The 18,497-nt window shown below is 38.1% G+C and carries 8 protein-coding genes; 5 read left to right on the top strand and 3 right to left on the bottom strand.

Annotated features, from left to right (window positions below; translation table 11 throughout):
- Nucleotides 1-116 precede the first annotated feature (116 nt).
- Nucleotides 117-1,331, top strand: a complete 1,215-nt coding sequence (locus tag Q0A08_RS04385; RefSeq protein ID WP_438465151.1) for a phosphoribosyltransferase family protein — start codon at nucleotides 117-119, stop codon at nucleotides 1,329-1,331.
- 202 nt (nucleotides 1,332-1,533) lie between these two features.
- Here the strand turns inward: Q0A08_RS04385 and Q0A08_RS04390 are convergent, their stop codons facing one another.
- Complete coding sequence (locus Q0A08_RS04390) at nucleotides 1,534-4,668, bottom strand: AMP-binding protein (RefSeq protein ID WP_438465153.1); 3,135 nt, start codon at nucleotides 4,666-4,668, stop codon at nucleotides 1,534-1,536.
- Nucleotides 4,665-8,138, bottom strand: coding sequence for a condensation domain-containing protein (locus tag Q0A08_RS04395; protein ID WP_438465155.1), 3,474 nt, complete (start codon nucleotides 8,136-8,138; stop codon nucleotides 4,665-4,667). The genes Q0A08_RS04390 and Q0A08_RS04395 overlap by 4 nt, the downstream gene beginning before the upstream one ends.
- Before the next feature lie 540 nt (nucleotides 8,139-8,678).
- Between Q0A08_RS04395 and Q0A08_RS04400 the strand changes: the two genes are divergently transcribed.
- From Q0A08_RS04400 to Q0A08_RS04410, 3 genes are all read left to right on the top strand, one after another.
- On the top strand, nucleotides 8,679-9,923 hold the full coding sequence (locus Q0A08_RS04400; protein WP_438465157.1) for an MFS transporter: 1,245 nt from the start codon (nucleotides 8,679-8,681) through the stop codon (nucleotides 9,921-9,923).
- Between the two features lie 52 nt (nucleotides 9,924-9,975).
- The gene (locus tag Q0A08_RS04405; RefSeq protein ID WP_438465159.1) at nucleotides 9,976-10,713 is read left to right on the top strand and encodes a thioesterase II family protein; all 738 of its coding nucleotides are present in this window, start codon (nucleotides 9,976-9,978) and stop codon (nucleotides 10,711-10,713) included.
- Nucleotides 10,714-11,076: 363 nt separating this feature from the next.
- Complete coding sequence (locus tag Q0A08_RS04410; RefSeq protein WP_438465160.1) at nucleotides 11,077-13,152, top strand: TonB-dependent receptor; 2,076 nt, start codon at nucleotides 11,077-11,079, stop codon at nucleotides 13,150-13,152.
- 428 nt (nucleotides 13,153-13,580) lie between these two features.
- Here the strand turns inward: Q0A08_RS04410 and Q0A08_RS04415 are convergent, their stop codons facing one another.
- A complete protein-coding gene (locus tag Q0A08_RS04415) occupies nucleotides 13,581-14,936 on the bottom strand; it encodes an MATE family efflux transporter (RefSeq protein WP_438465162.1) in 1,356 nt (451 codons plus the stop codon).
- 448 nt (nucleotides 14,937-15,384) lie between these two features.
- Here Q0A08_RS04415 and Q0A08_RS04420 point away from each other — a divergent pair, with 448 nt between their 5' ends.
- Nucleotides 15,385-18,465: a condensation domain-containing protein gene (locus Q0A08_RS04420; RefSeq protein WP_438465164.1), complete on the top strand. Its 3,081-nt coding sequence runs from the start codon at nucleotides 15,385-15,387 to the stop codon at nucleotides 18,463-18,465.
- Nucleotides 18,466-18,497: the final 32 nt, after the last annotated feature.

Consider the following 18,497-nt stretch of genomic DNA (forward strand, 5'->3'; position numbering starts at 1 on the left):
TAATTCTATAAATAAGTTAAATAAAATTTTAAACTTTCTTCAAAATGACTCTATCGCATAAGGCTAACAAGTATTAGAATCTGCGCAAATCTCCTATCCCTAACAAAGGATCTCTCATGACTTTGTCGACAAAACAGTCATCTAATGTCGTAGTAGTAAGTAACTCTTCCGATAACCCTTTTGCTATTGATGTAGCCTATGCCATGGGCCAGCACGATGACATCGCTGATATCATCAGTATGAAGCAATTTATGAACTCAGAGTTCTGCCCTCGTTTTATTTCTGACGAGTCAGATTTCGAGAACATTGGTTTCAAATTAAAAGGTAAGTCTGTTGTTATTGTTAGTACAGGTAGCCTAGTTAAAAGTCGTCAAGAATTAGCAATGACAAACTTAATCATTGCTAGAGCAGCGAAAGAAAATGGTGCAGCACGTGTCATTTTGGTTGAGCCAGATTTATTTTATAGCGCACAGGATCGTGGCCCATCTAAAGACCTAGGAGAAACAAGCTTTGATCGTGATATCAACGATATTAAAAAGTTTGATGGTCAACCTTTCACAGCTAAGTTATATGCGCAAATGCTGAAACTTTCTGGTGTGGATACAGTGATGACAATTCATAACCATTCAGATTCAGTCCAGAAAATTTTCACCGAAGTGTTTGATGGTGATTTCCACAACCTAATCCCTTACGAAATTTATTCACACTACCTACTTAACTCAAATATCTTGGATTATGGGGAAGATGGTGAAGGCCTAGTACTTTGTGCACCAGATAAAGGCGCTCGTAGTTTCGTACAAAAAATGTTCAATACATTAGGCCTTAGCAAAGCGAAATTTATCATGTTAGATAAAGAGCGTACTGCTGAGCGTAAAGTTGAAATCACTCTTCATAAAGAAAGTGAACACACTTTTGATGGTCTAGATGGCGCTAGCATAATCTTGTTTGATGACATGGTACGTACAGGTTCTACCGTTGTTAAATCATGCCAGTTCTTACAAAAAATCAATCCAGAACGTATGGTGTTTGCGGTTTCTCATTTCTATGCAAGCGATGAAGGTCGTCAAAAAATGGCCCACCCTGCACTTGGTGAAATCCTAACTCTAAATACTCTACCAACTATTCTTAACCGTGACGTACAAGGTCGTCTACGTAAGAAAATGGTCGTACTTAAAGTGGAAAAATGGTTAGCTCAAGAACTGTGTAACATTCTCGATTTACCGCAAAGTCACGAACAAAATCCTTACAAGATTGATATGTCTTCTAAGAACCCTCGCTTTAAACGCAAAATTTGGTTTAGTGAAGAGCTACACGAATTAAAGAAAAAATAAATAAGGCATAAACACCTTATTGATCACCCCTCTCATTATTTGTGAGAGGGGTTTTACGAAAAATGACTCAGTATCTTAACAACCTCTCCCTTAAACTTTTCCTAAAGTATAAAAATGGCCTTAGCTTTTACTAAGACCACCCATACAAGCTTAATAAATCGATTTAAAATCAGACAAGAATTAGCATTTCCCAGAAATGCCCTTAATTCACTGCTTCCAGATTTTTTGACAGTTTAGATAAGGCACGCTCTACATCATTTAAATTTATTGCTTTAGCTAATGTATATAAGCTCACATCCAGATTCATACTTTTGGATAACTGCTTAGCAATCAAACCTAATTGTTTTGGCCTTATACCTAAACTTAGAATTTCCGTATCACCTGTCATATTTTCTGTACTCAAATCAAGCACATCACAAAAAGCATTTATGACTTGAGCCTCTAAGCTGCTAACAGGCTTACTTTGCGTATTTATAATAGCATCAGCTGGCAATTCATTATCATAAAATCGCGCTTCCGCCATTTCTTTAAGACGCTTCCTATCTACCTTTTTATTTCGTGTTAATGGAAACTCATCTAATGCCAGCCATCTTGAAGGAATATGCGAGTTTGGTAATTTACCTTTAAGAAAGTGACGTAACTCTGCCACTGAAATGTCCGCATCACCCTCTGTAACATAGGTAACAACCATTTCATTAGTTTGGTATTGAGGATTAGTACAGGCCATTACAATCGCATCTCTGACGAATGGATGCTTCGTCATACCTAATTCAACTTCAGATGATGCAATCCTTACACCTCTAATTTTAAGATAACCTTGCTTACGGCCAGAAAAAATAATTTTGCCATCTTCTCGGAAGAAACCACGATCACTGGTTTTAAATACCCGCACTTGCTGCCCTTCAGGCGTCGTCAGGGTTTCATAATCTGTTTGATTAATGACACCGTCTTTTAAATAACCATTTGCTAGGTTTACACCTGAGGCACACAAGGTACCTGAGACAAAACTAGGACAGTGCTGGCCTTTATCATTAATGATGTAGTAACGGTTAAATTTAAAAGAACTACCATAAGGGATGATATCAATATCTTGCTGAGTGATTTCGTGCCAAATATTCCAAATTGTTGTTTCTGTTGGTCCACCTATTGAAAACAATCTAGCGTGTGGTAGATATTTACGCAGCTTATCAATCACAGTGGGCTTCACATAATCTCCCCCTTGGGAAACCAGTTTAAGAGACGCTAACTGATGGGGTTCTGCACAGACAAGCAACATATCTACAATGGCGGGCACTGAACTCCAAACTGATACCTTATGAGTTTCAACAAGACGCGCCCAATCCATGCCACTCTTAGCTTGCTCTTTCGTTGGCACTACCAAACGTGCCCCTAATGACATTGCTGCAAACAACTCATAGACGGACATGTCATGATGAAATGGTGTTGCGGAAAACATCACATCATTACGCGTGAGATTCCAAGTCTTATTTGTTTCTTCTACGACATTCGCAGTAGCGAGATGATTCATCACTACACATTTTGGTGTACCTGTACTGCCGGATGTATAAAGGTAATATCCAGGCTCGCCATCAAACACAAGGTCACAAGCTAATGTGTCGCTAAGACTCTCGTCATTAAGTGTGTCATGAATATTTAGCGTCTTAATACCAAATTCCAGCTCCTGATCACTAATAATTAAATCTGCACGACAATTATTGAGCATAAATTGAATACGCTCTGTCGGTGAATCCATATCAATGGGTAACCAGATTATGTTAGCCAAAGAACAAGCTAACGTAATCGCAATATGCTCAGGACTTTTCACTAAGCAAATAGCAACAACATCACCTTTTTTAATATTTAGTGAAGATAATTTATTCGCTACTTTAGCGACATTTATGCCAAGCTCACGATAACTAATTGCTTTGTCATCATAAATTAAAGCGGTATTTTCAATATGATTGTCATACAAGTTTTGCTTTATTTGCTCAAGGTAATCTTGCACCTGTTCACTATCAGATTTTAAATCTTGCCATGGTAATGCCATTTCTACGGCTTTTTTAACATCGACACTTGGTAAACCAATCTTCTCCAAATCATCAATCTCTGATAATTGAATGAGATAGCCTTCAAGGGTTTGAAGCAATTCATTAATTAACAAATCCGATAAAGCCTGTTCAGCAAAATCAAAATCTATGGCTATATCATTATTAGCAGTCTGATGAATACGAATATCTAACACCAGTTGGGGTGTTTGTGTAATGCCTGATACATATTCAGCATTTTGATAAGTGCTGCTTCCCCAACTAAGACCATTAGTCACAGCAACAGGCAAGCTAACAAGTTTGCCTGTTTGTTTGAGTAGCATTTTCCCTAATTCGACCCCAGAAAAACTTGTATGCCCCATGGCCTCAAGTACATCTTTTTGAAGAGCACGAGCCTTATCAATTAAGCCTATTTTCTCTGAATTTTCGTATGCTAATGCAATGAAGCTTGAATGATTGCTTAGGTCTGAATGCAAAATTGAATTTGAAATTGGCATAGACACTAATACAGAATTGTCGCTCGTCCATAAACTTAATACTTCAAATAACGCCGTTGTCAGAATTGAGTTAGGTAATAAGCGTTGTTTTGCACCGAGAGCCAAAATTGATTTCCAGTTTCTCTCTGAAATCACAAAGCCTTTTCGTTTGTAGCTAGGCGATGTAATCCTATCTAAATCCTGCTTCCAAGGTAGAGAGATAACTTCTTCGATCGTATCTAACTTTTCTTTCCAGTAGCCTTTATCAGATTCTAAATTTTCAAAGTAGCTAACCGGCATTTGTCTCATTTTAATCGGCTTATGTTTATTTTCACCATTAAATAACTCATTCAAAATAATAGAGATAGCGTAGCCGTCGACAATTAAACCATCAAAACGAGTGAACAGAATTGCTGTTGCTTTACCCTCACAGTTTTGCACAGGTATGTGAACGAGTGTCATTTCCCATAATGATTTTTCTAGTGGTAATTGAGATTGACTAGAATGCTGTCTTAACTCGTTTATTTTTTTGTCTGCTTCCGCTTGCGTATTTTGGCTATAATCATGAAAGTTAATATTTAAATTAGCCTCGTCATAGACATGTTTCTCTAAGGTGACATCATCTATGTAAGTCCTTAAAACAGAATATTTTTTAACTAGAGGCAGCATTATCTCTTTAAGTTCAGACTCACTCATCTGACATCTAAATTCTCTAAAATCATGCATAGCAACACCACCAAGAGGAACTGCAGCACTTCGCCCCATCAAATAGGCTCTTTGTAACGGGTTTAGAGGTTCTTTTGTTATGATGCTCATTGTTTCTTCCTTAATACTTTAAGCAAAACTTGCGCAATTTTGTCAGCAAGCTCAGGGATATTATCCTTAATTTTCGCAGCTATATTTTCTGGTGTTCTTTCGACAAAAATATCAACTATAGTAAGTTCGCTACCTTTGAAATATTGGTTCAAGGTAGCTGTTAAGTGAGTTGCCAATAAAGAGTCTCCTCCACTTTCAAAAAAATCATCATCAAGACGCGTGATACTCACATCAACACCAATGGTTTTAGAAAAGATATAACTAACCGCCTCTTCAAGAGGAGACTCATTCTCTAAGCTTGTCTGTGTTTGGCTTTGTTTTAAACATAGATTCAATACGGTTTGACTATCTAGAACGCCATATTGTGTTAAAGGCAGGGACTCAGCTATATAGTAGTAATCAGGTAACGCATGCTTTGGTAAAACTTCGGCTAGTTTGGCATGCACCTTTTTGCTGTCGACAACGCCTTCTTCAGCAATAATTGCAACCATTTTAAAGACTTGATTTTGACCAGTTTGACTCACAAATTTAACATCAAGCACACCTTCTAGCGTCAAAACTAATGAGGTCAACTCGCTTGGTTCAATTTTATAGCCTTGAATTGTAATTAAATCTTCAGCGAGGCCAGATGACACAAGACTTCCATCCGTTTGGTAGTAGGCAAACTCCCCCGTATTACGCCAATCAAACGCCCCAATATTTTGATGTGTTGACGACCACTTACTTTCTAAATGAGCGCGCTCAAAGCTAATGCCTTTATGTGTTGCCCATAACTGCCCTAAAACATAATCAGGGCACTCAACACCTTGCTCATTAATCACTTTAAATGACGCATTAGCAAAAGCTTTGCCAATAGGAAGATAGTCATATTTACTAACAGTTGAATCATCACAAACCTGGTAGCTCATATAAGGTAAATACTTTTCGTTACCATGGAGTGCCACTAAATCCATAGTTTTATTGTGACGCTTCAGTTTTTCCCAATGAGAAGATAAGGTTTGCCCAGTCGAAAGCACCAATGAAATAGGTGATAACGCTTTATTTGAAGCATTAAGTAGCATCTCACTCAAACGTAATGACGGACAATGTATGCAATTAATAGCATGTGTTTTAATTAATTTTAGCCATTGATTCGTACCCGATTGCTGCAACTCACTCATCAAGATTAATGAACCACCACTACTCAAGCTAACTAGAATATCCATCAATGCTGATTTATTGGTATATTCATGTAGAGAGAGTAAACAGCTTGATTGGTCAAAAGCGAATATATCAATTACCTCTTCAAGTTTTTCACTTAATGACTGATAACTAACCCCAACTAATGACTTTACCTCTGTATCATATACAGAATAGGCATGAGATTTAGCGATATTAAAACTAGGTTCTGTTAAGTCATTTCCACAAATAAGATCATGACTAACACTGTTATCAAACATATCTTCATAGATAATTATCTCTGCTTCATGGCTAAGCTCATCATGTTTGTCACTAAGTAAATAGTTAGATGATGACAGTATTTTAGCTTTTTCTGAATCTGCAGCATCATGATGATATAGGATGAAATTAGCCCCAAGCTCTAAACTCGCTAACACGCTAGCTACATAAAACGCGACATCTACCGGTTTAAGAGCAAGGGTATCTCCTTGAACAACGCCTTTGGCTTTTAGGCTATTTAACGCTTGGTTAACCTTGCTTGATAGCATCTGATAAGAAAGCTTTTCATTATCAATAACTAGAGCGGTTTGATTTGGATTTAAAAAAACTTGCTGTCTAAAGCCAGTTACTAAACAGGACTCTGAAAAGTTAATTTCATAGCTAGGTAAAGCAAGACTCTGCCTGGCTTGACGCTGTTTTAGCGGTAGTTTCGGTTTTAGTCTTGATTCTGTGTTTTCATTAGAAAACACAAGGGCATGAATTAAAGCTAAATAAGCCTCGAACATACTATCAACAACCCCTTCCTTAAAGGCTGCCGTCCTAACATCCCAGTTCACCAAAATGCCATCATTATGTTCAGCCACTTGCACATCTAGATCAACCATTGGCCCTTGGGAGACACACCAGACAGGATTACCTAAACTAGTTTTCACTAGGTCAGAGACAACCTCTCCTTGGCCAAAACCACAGGTGTAAACAATAGGCGCCACTTCCGTTTCTTCGTTTAGCTTAGATAAATCTCGCATTACATTCATGCCAGAATAAGCATTATGGGCTAATACTTGTTCACGTTCTTCTTCAAAACGTCGCAGCATTTGCCCTAACGGCTCTTCATCAATTAATTCAGCACTGAAAATGATAAGGTTGGTGAAATCCCCTACAAGTTGATTAATTTTTTCATCATATTGCTGACGCCCAAACATAGGTAAGTTTAATCTAAAACGATTACTGCTAGACCAGTTACCTACCACATTAGAAAACACAGCAAGCATCAGTGTAGATAAACTTACTTGATGTTTTTGAGCCAAATTTGATAACACTGACTTATCATGAGTAGTAAACACATGATGTAAACTGTCACATTTATAAGTATCTTGACGAAATTTTTCTGCGATCAGGGGTAGCTTGGGCGGTGGAGGAATATCTGCCAAACGGTTTTGCCACCATAGCCTATCTTTCTCTGCCGCTGCTTTTAACTTTTCATCTTGTTCAACTCTTTCAAGATAATCAAAGTAGCTTAGATTACTCATACTAAGGTGTTCATACTTACCTGAGTACAAAGCAGCAAGACTCTGATAAGCTAACAAAATACTTGGCGCATCAGCTGCTGCCATATTTACGTCAATATGTAACCTATGCTTTTTGTTGGGTAAAAGAGTTAGATCAAAATGTATTACCTGACCAAGCTGTATAGCTAATTCTTGATGAGCTAAACCATACCTTTTGGTCTCTAAAAAGCGATCAACTTCAATTGGCTCCAATTCGCAAATATCATCAATATTAATTTGGTAATCAGGATCAAACTCAGCAATTGTTTGCGTACCAGAATTAGAAATGACCGCCCTCAGCATAGGGTGGATTTTTAGCAAATTTCGAATTGACGCAAATAATTTATTTTGGTCAATATCTTCACCATCAAATTCAACATATAAGTGGGCGGAAACATCTGTTGATTGTTGGCCAGCCCAAAAGGAATATTGCATTTCTGATAAGTGTGATTCTTGCAGTCCTATTGCAGGTGTTAAATTCAACTCACTTAAATCAAGTACATTATTGCTTTCTAAAACAGAACCTTGCTCTTCTACTATGGTAGGCGCCTCTAATAAGGATGCCCACTCTTGTATTGTTGGCATAGAAGCGAAGTCGACATAATTAAGTTCACGATCATATTCTTGTTGAAATGCATCAACTAACTGCATAATTGCAAGAGAATGCAAACCAAACTCAATCAGACTAGCATCAGGTGGGATAGTTTGATCAACTAGATTTAAAGTTTGTTTCACTTGCTTTTCTATTGTAATTTCCAATTCCATTATAATTACCCATTTTGGTGAAGGCTCAATCGAACCCTCAAATATATTCCCATCCACCAAGTGTCTGGATTAATTAAAAACCAAACACCTATAACTTATTCCTTACCGATATAAAGATGAAAAGCCGAATACTGATTAGGCCATGCTCTCTGTTTGCCCCATTTAACAATTGTTATTTATTATTCATAAAATCAAATACAAATGAGAATCATTAGCAATAAATTGAATGCTATGATTATTCCTAAAATGAGTCAAGTTAGATTTGGTAGGTCAGCGCCTGAATAGACGAAGTAAAAGAAGTAGAGTTTAGTTAGCGCAACCGATTCACAAGGGTATATAAATTGCCAAAAAAATCATTATTTAACGAATAACTTTAATAAAGTGCGAGAGCAACATCGAATCTTTCCAGGTCTAGGAAGCTATTGACCCCAACCAAGCATTGAATGATAATAATTATCATTAATTGAATTTACACTGGATCGTGTACTCAATAATCCGTTCAAATATTCACACCGATATCTAGTTAAGGACAGACGTTATATGAAGGGTCAAAACCAACCGTGGTTCATGTTGGCAAGCATCTACATCACCCAGTACATTGGGCTAGCCTTTATTATCTCTGCAGCAATGGCTATCTTACGCCAACAAGGTGTCGCATTAGATAAATTGGCACTTTTAAACCTTATAGCGATTCCAATAATAGGCAAAATTTTTTACGCCCCCATCATTGATAAATACCGTTTGCACTTTCAAGGGCGTTACCGTAGTTGGCTTATTCTAGCCCAAGCTTTTATGACAATCTTATTGATTACTGCCGGTGCAATAAATTTACAGACTCACTTTAGCTGGATACTCATCACACTTGGGGTTTATGTATTTTTTATGAGTATTCAAGATGTGTCGGTAGACGGGTTATCGTGCAAGTTGTTTGACGAAAACACCCGAAAGTTTGCCAGTAGCATTCAATTCTCTGGCAACTTACTAGGTAATATTATTGGTGGCGGACTCATTCTCATGCTTTACCCATGGCTTGATTGGCACGGTTCACTATGGTTGTTAGCAGGGCTTACTTGTATTTCATTAATTCAAATTATTTATTATTCAGAGCCTGATGAAACCACTTCAAACACCGCTCATAAAGGCATTCAAAAAAGTATTATCAAAGATATACTCCCCTTCATAAAACAGCATAAACGCTGGTTTATCGTCATGTCGTTTTACCCTATTGGTTCAACTTGTGGTTTTGCATTAATTAATCCACTACTCGTTGACAACAACTGGGCTTTAGAAGATATTGGTTTTGCGACTAAAATTTTTGGATCAGTTGTTGGCCTTTTCTCTGCCCTACTAGCAACACCTCTTATCACCTACTTAGGAAGAGTAAAATCGCTTGTTAGTGTCATACTTATACAGGCTTTTGCTCTGATACTCTTAATCCCAGTCACTTTAGGTTATACAGAAAAACCCATGGTGTACGCTGCAATAAGCGTTCATTTTATTAGCTTCCCTGCTTTGCTCGTTATTACAGCGACAATGATAATGGACAAAGCAGCACCAACCGTTCATAAAGCAACCTTCTTTGCACTTCAGTTTAGCTACGCTTCTTTATTAGGTTTTGCCTATTCAGCACTTAGTATGACAATCGCGAAGCACACAAGCTATAACACAGTGGTTTCTTATGGTGCAATACTTACTTTTGCTATCGCCATTTTCATCTGGTTTATGCTTAAAAAAGATGATTACACAAACCCAAACTATCAAAGCAGTTTACAACAAGGGGCTTAACAACCCCTTCGTTTTCACATCTCACATAACCCTAAAATTAAACGGAAACATTATGACTGTTCATTTATTCTGCCTCCCTCCGGCTGGCAGCAGTGCGTCTTTATATTCATCATGGAACAAACTAACCAGTGAGAAAATTAAGGTTATTCCGCTTGAATATCCAGGTCATGGCACACTTGTCAGGCAAAGGCTTACTCATGATCCAGATACATTAGCCGAATTAATGATTGAGAAAATAATGAGCTATGATAATAAACCCTTTGCCTTATTTGGTCATAGCGTTGGTGCAGCACTCTTGTGGCGCATCGAAAAGAAATTAAGAAGCAAAAAACTTAATCAACAACTGAAATTACTCATTGTGAGCGGCAGGCCAGAACTTCAATTTACAAAAGATATGGAACCAAAACGCTTTCTAACACGTGAAGGCTTAATAAGGGCACTACGTCAATACAACGGTGTACCAGACGAATTATTAGAAAACCAAGATGCTATGGATTTCTTTTTAAACATACTTCGTAATGACTTCCACCTTAATGACATGATGCTGGAAGACAAAGTTAGTATAACCAACACCCCTCTTATGGCCTTCTACGGGAAGGATGATCCAGACATTCATAGCTATGAACAAATGAATGCATGGCAAACCCATAGTCATAATTGGTTAGGTTGCAACCCACTTACTGGTGGTCATTTCTATTTTAATGATGAAGACCAACGACAAGATCTTCTAAATAAAATTAGCCGTGTGTTTTTAGGCTTAACAGACACCTCTGCCAACTCGGCCCAATAGATTCACATTACGACCTAGAAGTAAAAATATAACCGATTGAAAAGCACTCGAAAACTTACCTATTGTTTAAAACCCTTTTTGGGATTTCGATAATCAAATAATCGTTAGGCTTTAAGGTAAATAGATGAATTTGATTATAAAAAAGTCTTACTAATCAAAGTTATTAACTTTTTATCGAATTAAGTTACAGCCAATTTCAAAAATTGATTTAAATCATCTTTTCAAACTAATCATTTACAACCAATTACTTATACAGACATTTATGACCTTTTAAGCACCAACACTTATTGCAAACGATAATCATTTTCAATACTATTACTACTTACATCACATTACACCTATTAACAAAGGAAGCACGGAGCAATGACCCATAAGTATAAAGTGAGCACATCACAACCACCCAGTTCACTATCTTTAATCGCCTTATCAATTATTGGTATTAATAGCTTAATGATTTCTTCAGCCGTAAATGCAGAAGTAGTTGAACTTGAAAAAATTGTGGTTACAGGGGAAAAGATAGATAAAAATATCAAGGACACCACTACTGCCGTTACTGTTTTCACAGAAGAAAAGTTGGAATCAGGACAAACTAAAGAAGTTAAGGACCTAGCAACACAAGCACCAAATGTAATTGCAGATTCTTTTGGCCACTTATCTATGCGTGGTGTTTCAGGTGGTGGTGCTGCAACAGGTGGTGTTGCGTTAATGACAGGTGCCCGAGCACGCGTGGCAACCGTTGTGGATGGAACATCGCAAGATTGGTCTGGATATAACTTTGCTCCAACAAACCTTTGGGACACAAAACAAGTTGAAGTTCTACGTGGGCCACAATCAACCACCCAGGGTGCTAGCGCTATTGGTGGAGCCATGGTTATAAATACGAATGACCCAACATTTGAAAATGAAGAAGCTATTCGTGCAGGCCTTGAAAGTTATGATAATGGCAACACAAAGCATAACCTTGCTGTCATGTCGTCTGGTGCCATTGTCGAAGATGAACTGGCTTACCGTATTGCGATTGATAAGTCAGAGGGTGAAGGCTGGCTAAATTATGATACATCAGGATATACAGGTGACCTCCCTAGCCTCAGCAAGTCAGAAAGCTTGAATGTACGAGGAAAAGTACTTTGGGAGCCTAAAAGCATCCCAAAACTATCTATTAAAACCACTGTTACCCATTTACAAAATGACGGTGAACATGCAAATTTTGCCAGCAATACTGCCGAAGGCATTTCATCTCAAACGCTTACTGTAGCTGATTCTGGCGGCGCTGTATCCAGGGTTCAAGATTCTTCTGAAAATGGAGCGGCTATAGACGTAAATTATGAAATAAACTCAGGACTTACAAACTCGTTACACATTAGCCATAACGACTCTGATATTTATGCCGATGGTTATGGTTCAGCCAATGGTGGAACTACACACAGCTATGACATTGAACAACAAACATCATCGATTGAAAACAGACTTATTTTTAATCGAGACAATTCCGATCTAACAGGTGTTATCGGACTATTTGCTTCAAATAAAGATTCGGTGATTGACGCTACTCAAGGTTTAATCAACATAGACACAGATTACACAACTACAACTACTGCTCTATACGGTGAAAGCACCTATGCTGTTACACCTAAAACCAAAATCACTACTGGCTTACGTGTAGAAAATGAAGCGATTGATAAAACCGGCTCTTTTTTCACAGCAACAAAAGTAGGCCAAGATACTGATAAAACCTACACTCTACCAAAACTAGCAATAACTCATGCGATTTCTGAGGTAACAACATTAGGCGCATCGGTTCGACAAGGTTATAGCCCAAGCGGAACTTATATTAATACATCTGGTGATGTTTTCGCTTTTGATAGTGAAGAAGTCACATCATATGAATTTAGCAGCAAAAGCGACTTTGGTAACGGAACAACACTGAGCGCAAGTGTGTTTTATAACGACTACACGGACTATCAAGCATTATCTCAATTCACAATTGTTAATGTTGATGCAGCAACAACATATGGTATTGAAGTTGAAGCCACTACTTGGGCAACTGATAACCTAGAGCTATGGACTTCTGTTGGTCTATTACGTAGTGAAATAGATGAGTACAAGAGCGCAACATCAAGTGAAGGTAACGACCTTTCAAGCGCTCCAGAAAGCAATGCATCAATAGGATTCACTCAGCATATAGGTGATGATTGGTCATTTGGAGCTGATGTGACTTATGTTGGTTCCTTTTACTCTGATTTAGCAAATACAGAAGCCAACAAAGTTGGAAACAACGCTATCACTAATATCTATACACAATACTCTTTTGGTGAAATAACACTTAACGGGTACATCAAGAACCTTACTAAAGAAGATTCTACATATTATAGAGACGGTGCTTTAGCAGCCGTAGGCCAAACAAGAACTTTAGGCGTCAGCGCTGTATATCGCATGTAATTTGACTTTTAAAGACACTCAAGACTTTAAGAGGCTCAATTGAGCCTCTTTTTTTTCTTACACTCCCCTCTCCTTTGAACATATAACTTCCCCGTTAAACCTAAACTCAAGATCAACCTTTAAAAGTTAAAACGTCTAGCTCGTAACCCACATCAAACTATCCATGAAACCAAGCTTGTAAGCATGAGTTGTGAGTTGTGAGTTGTGAGTTGTGAGTTGTGAGTTGTGAGTTGTGAGTTGTGAGTTGTGAGTTGTGAGTTGTGAGTTGTGAGTTGTGAGTTGTGAGTTGTGAGTTGTGAGTTGTGAGTTGTGAGTTGTGAGTTGTGAGTTGTGAGTTGTGAGTTGTGAGTTGTGAGGATAGCCTCGTTAATTATGTGATAATTAACAAGGCTTATATCTATTCTCTAATTGTATTGTAAAGGATCTTATTAAGGTGTAGCTGGCACTAAATTATCTGGTTTATACACCTGTTTAAAGCTCAACACACACAAGATCAAAGCAGCAAAACCTATACCAGAAGCCAAAAGAATCCATATGCCATCTATACCACCAGAAAAAAACCACCACCCCTTCTCTGCTGCCAAATAACTAACTGGTACCACGGCGAACCAGTACACAATAAAGATCACCAACAATGGACTAACAAACTCTTGTAGCCCTCTTAATATGCCTGCTGCAACAATCTGAATCGCATCAAAAAATTGAAACAATGCAATATACACCAACAAGCCCGCGGTTATCCCAAGAATACCTTCATCTTGGCTAAATAAAGTAAGTAGATACTCCCCTAAACCGACTAGCAATACAGCGATAATTAAACCGTATGCACAAGTCATAATAAGTGCAGCATTAGCAACATGCCTTCTTGAAGAAAAGCCATCTGCTCTCGTTATACTTGCAATTCGAATGGTTGTTGCACTACTTAAAGCAACAGGAATCATGAAGACTATCATGGCTAAGTTAATGGCAATTTGATGAGCTGCGACTTGCTTAACACCTAAAGATGCAGCAAAAAACGCTAACGTCGTCAAAGCCAGCACTTCAAGAACAAAGGCTACACCAATAGGTAAACCTTCTTTAAGCTGCTCTGTTGCTTCATTCATATCAATATTTATTGCTGAATGAGATATCGCCTCAGGCACTTCACGTTGAACTAAGCGCTTCATCATAAACAATGCAAAATACGCACTCACTGCCGTTGCTAGACCACAGCCCACACCACCAAGGCCTTCAATACCAATGGCCCCAAAAACAAATAGGATATTTAACAAGCTATTGACTATAAGCAAGGCAATAAACACCTTGATAATCGGCATCAGTTTACTAGAACCCTCACTCATAAAACGATACAGCAAGATATAAACGAAACCAGGCATAGCAAATGCTACAAAATGCAGATAGGCCTGAGTAATAGCAGCAACTTTAGAATCGGACACCAGCCAACCTGATGCAAAAGCAAGGACGTGAACCAAGAGAAAACCAAGGATAGACAAAACAAAAGCAACTTTTTTACCACGAAGATAAACACGTTTCACTTCATCATGTTGGCCTACAGCCAACAACCCGGAAACTTTAGGCACTAATACAAACATTATTCCTGTTAACAGAATAAACACAGGGGTCCACATTGCACTACCTAAGCCAACGCCAGCCAAGTCATGATAATGGTATTGACCGGCTACCATGGTATCAACCAATCCCAAAGAGGCCTGACATATCTGTATAAAAATTAAGGGCAAGGCCAGACTTAACAATGGCCGATAGGTACTCGAAAAAACCGACATTTAAAATTTCCTTTTAATAAAACAGTGCTTAAAACTGGACAAACGAGGCATAAAGGAGGCAGTGCAAAACAACTAATCACAAAGCTATTTTAAAACACAGGCGAAAACCACTTTTCAAGCAATCGCTTGTTCCAACATAGCCAACCTTTTCTTCCCACAAAATACTGAGCTAGATCAATCTTTGAAATAAGTCAGTCCATTTGTGCATTTTATATTAAAAAAAACATTCAATACAAATGATAATGCAAATGAGAATCACTATCTTTTAATGAAGGAATTAAGTAATATACCTTCAAGCTAGTCATTAAACGTTTTATCAAAAAACACGTTTAAGTCAGGTAACCCCCAGCAAAAAATGACATGGAATCAGGGGCAACTTGCACAAGATAGGATGCAATACCCTTAGAAAAAAGAATTTTCTATAACAAGGTTAATAGGGTTCAAAGGTATGAATGAAGGATTAATTTTAGATCCACTAGAGCTTAGTGAATTTGAAAAAGAAATAGCTAGTTTAGGCTTGATTGATGAGAGCCAAGCAATAGATACATCTAACCAGCTTAAAAATAATGGTCAGCTCTCATTATCAGAAGAAAGAGCTTGGATGTTACACCAACAAGACCCACTCTCTTCAGCTGGCCCTTTTACAGCCGCGTTTAAATTATCTGGTGCACTAGATGCTCTACGCTTAGTAAGTGCTCTAAAAAAGATTTATCAGGGCAATACTAACCTCAATCAAGTTTATAAATTAGATGAAGAAGGCGAGCTAATAAAACACAAGCTTGACCCTGTAAACATCATTATCGAAGAGGTTGCTGCATCAGACGACGAAGAAGTTATAAATTTCTTACTAGAACAGCAAAAGCAGCCGCTTGATTTAGCCAAGGATGCAGCAATTAAGTTTTGGCTATTTAATAAAACCGAGAACGAATATGTATTAGGCCTACTTGGTCACCATATTCTTCTTGATGACACAGCTTGGCAGCCTATTTTTCATGCTATCAGTTCTCATTATAAAGATGTGAATTTCACTAATACTGCAAACACAAATTCAATTGAGCAAGCTCAACAAAATACAGATAAACTTGAATCTTATTGGGCTAATACACATCCAAATGGCCTAAATAAAACCCCGCTCCCCTCATTGTTCTTTAAAGTAGCAGGCAAGATCCCGCTGATTAAGCAAGTTACAAGTCATGATAAAGCGTTACAGGTATTTAAAGCGAATCGCTTCTATAGCAGAACATCGACAACTAAAGCTGATGCCTTAGCACAAGCAAGCCAAACATCACCTTTCCAGGCTTTGCTAACTTTATTTGGGCTTTATCTAAATCAATTACTAGATCAGACGTCAGTGGATATCATTATCCCTATCGTTGATCATCAAGAAATTGCTGGATTGGATCAGATCAAATCCAGCTCTAATGTCATCCCTGTTAGAATTGAAAATGCCGACATACAAACTGCTATTTTGGATCTACGAAACAACTTGCTTAACGGTATGTCGAATAACCTCTCCATTGAGCAGATATTTTCAGCAACCAAAACTCGTCGTAACGATTTACCTAATATTTTGGTAACACAAGTCGATGATGCAAGCGATTACCTAACACTCGAAGGCATAAAGGTTTCAAACTTAACCATACCGCCAATATCGTCTGACTATGACCTCACCTTAGCCATTCAGTTTGAGCAAGACGATCATATCAGATTCGAACTCACAACCGGTGACTTGCTATCCCCTACTATTGGCCACTTTTTACTAGAACAATTTATTGGGTTTATTGATAAAGCCGAGATTGATAGCAAAAGTGTCATTCCCTCTTTATTTACCAGTTCGAATAGCAATTTCGATAATTTATCTGAAGTAAATCGAACTGATAATACAGACACAAAAAGTTCACCTAAAAACAATGAGTTTATTAAAGCTATTATTGAAGAGTTCAAAACCGTCTTAGACCAAAATGACATCTCAGCTAATGATGACTTTTTTGAACTAGGTGGACACTCTCTGTTAGCCACAAGAGTCATAGGCAAGTTAAAAAGCCAACATCAAATTGAAGTAAAAATTGCAGACTTTTTTAATGCTCCAACTGCAATAGGGCTTGCAGAGCATGCAACAAAAATAGAAGAGCAAGAATCTCACTTAGCGCATGTGGGCCTAGATCAAGAAATCATAGTGCCGCATACATACGTACAGAATACTTGGATGGACCTAATCGAATTAGGAAGGAATCCTATCTTCAATATTCCTTTCACACTTAAGTTTGCTGAAGAGGTCGACGAAGAGGCGTTTCATAAAGCCTTTACAAAAGTGCTTTTGCGCCATGATGCATTGCGTACTCTGCTATTACCTGAAGAAGATGGCACCGTACTACAACGAATTATTCCTGCGACTCGCCTCGATGATTATCAGTGGTTTTTTTCATCAGCCACTCAAGGTAACGAGTCGGCAGAAAGTCTATTAGCTTTTGAGGCTAATTACAGTTTCGACCTTATTAATGAAATCCCTGTTCGTGTACGTTTTCTCCACAACGAGAAAGGTGAACACTTCCTCTCATTACTGATTTATCACATGACCTTTGATGAATGGTCAGCAGGCATACTCATAAGCGATCTGTTTTTCGCCTATAAAGAATACGTCAGTGGTGTTGAACCTAAGTGGGAAACCGTACCAGCTCAATTTCATCAATATGTTTCAGAACAAACTAAAGAATCTGAGATAGAGCAGGAACTTGAATTCTGGAAGCAACAACTCGGAAAAGTGCCACCAGCTCGCCCTCTTTTCTATCAAGATGGTTCAGAGTACCAAGTAACAGATCAAGGCAGTTGGATTGAATTCTCATTTGGTAAAGACGTTGCCGATGGATTAAATTTGCTGGCTAAGTCTAATAAATCATCCATGTTCCATGTTGTTTTTTCGGCCTTCTCACTTGCGCTTTACTACCTTGGCGCCAGTAAGAAAATCACCATAGGCACGTCAGCTTTTGGCCGTGATAATCCTAAATTCCAAGATACTGTTGGGCTTTTCACCAATGTAGTCATGAATCAGGTCCAGTTTGATGAAGAGCTAAGTATCAACCAATTAGTTTGTCAGGTAAAAGAGACGATTATTAGCTCACTTGCTCACAGTAATATTCCCTTTGTCACTGTTGAGAACACGGTTGCTACCAAGCCAGAAGAACTCGCAACAGACAACCTATGTGAAGTCTATATTCAGTACCATCAAAAAAATGTCCTTAACACAGCAATTGAACTAAATGACGGCCATAGTATTGGTTTTGATCTACTAGAACCAGAACGCAGCATAGCCAAATTTGGTTTGCACTTTGAAGCCTATGAGGATCCGAACTCAATCGAAGCCGCTTTCAGAGTGGTATTAGCCTATCGCATGAGTAGCTACAGTCAGGATCAAGTTGAATTGATCAAGTCTACAACGCAAACCGTAATTGAGTCTCTTGCCAATCAAGAAAGGCAAGCGGATATCTCAATTAGAGATGTTAGAAGAGCGCTTGCTAACAAAGGTTTGTAATTACTGTATTTGCTAAACGACAAGGATTAACA

This window comes from Marinomonas sp. PE14-40, from assembly GCF_051623805.1.
Lineage (GTDB): Bacteria > Pseudomonadota > Gammaproteobacteria > Pseudomonadales > Marinomonadaceae > Marinomonas.

What these genes read in the sequence shown, in the direction of transcription:
- Q0A08_RS04385 (WP_438465151.1), top strand. Translation starts at nt 117, where the DNA reads ATGACTTTGTCGACAAAACAGTCATCTAATGTCGTAGTAGTAAGTAAC.
- Q0A08_RS04390 (WP_438465153.1), bottom strand. Translation starts at nt 4,668, where the DNA reads ATGAGCATCATAACAAAAGAACCTCTAAACCCGTTACAAAGAGCCTAT.
- Q0A08_RS04395 (WP_438465155.1), bottom strand. Translation starts at nt 8,138, where the DNA reads ATGGAATTGGAAATTACAATAGAAAAGCAAGTGAAACAAACTTTAAAT.
- Q0A08_RS04400 (WP_438465157.1), top strand. Translation starts at nt 8,679, where the DNA reads ATGAAGGGTCAAAACCAACCGTGGTTCATGTTGGCAAGCATCTACATC.
- Q0A08_RS04405 (WP_438465159.1), top strand. Translation starts at nt 9,976, where the DNA reads ATGACTGTTCATTTATTCTGCCTCCCTCCGGCTGGCAGCAGTGCGTCT.
- Q0A08_RS04410 (WP_438465160.1), top strand. Translation starts at nt 11,077, where the DNA reads ATGACCCATAAGTATAAAGTGAGCACATCACAACCACCCAGTTCACTA.
- Q0A08_RS04415 (WP_438465162.1), bottom strand. Translation starts at nt 14,936, where the DNA reads ATGTCGGTTTTTTCGAGTACCTATCGGCCATTGTTAAGTCTGGCCTTG.
- Q0A08_RS04420 (WP_438465164.1), top strand. Translation starts at nt 15,385, where the DNA reads ATGAATGAAGGATTAATTTTAGATCCACTAGAGCTTAGTGAATTTGAA.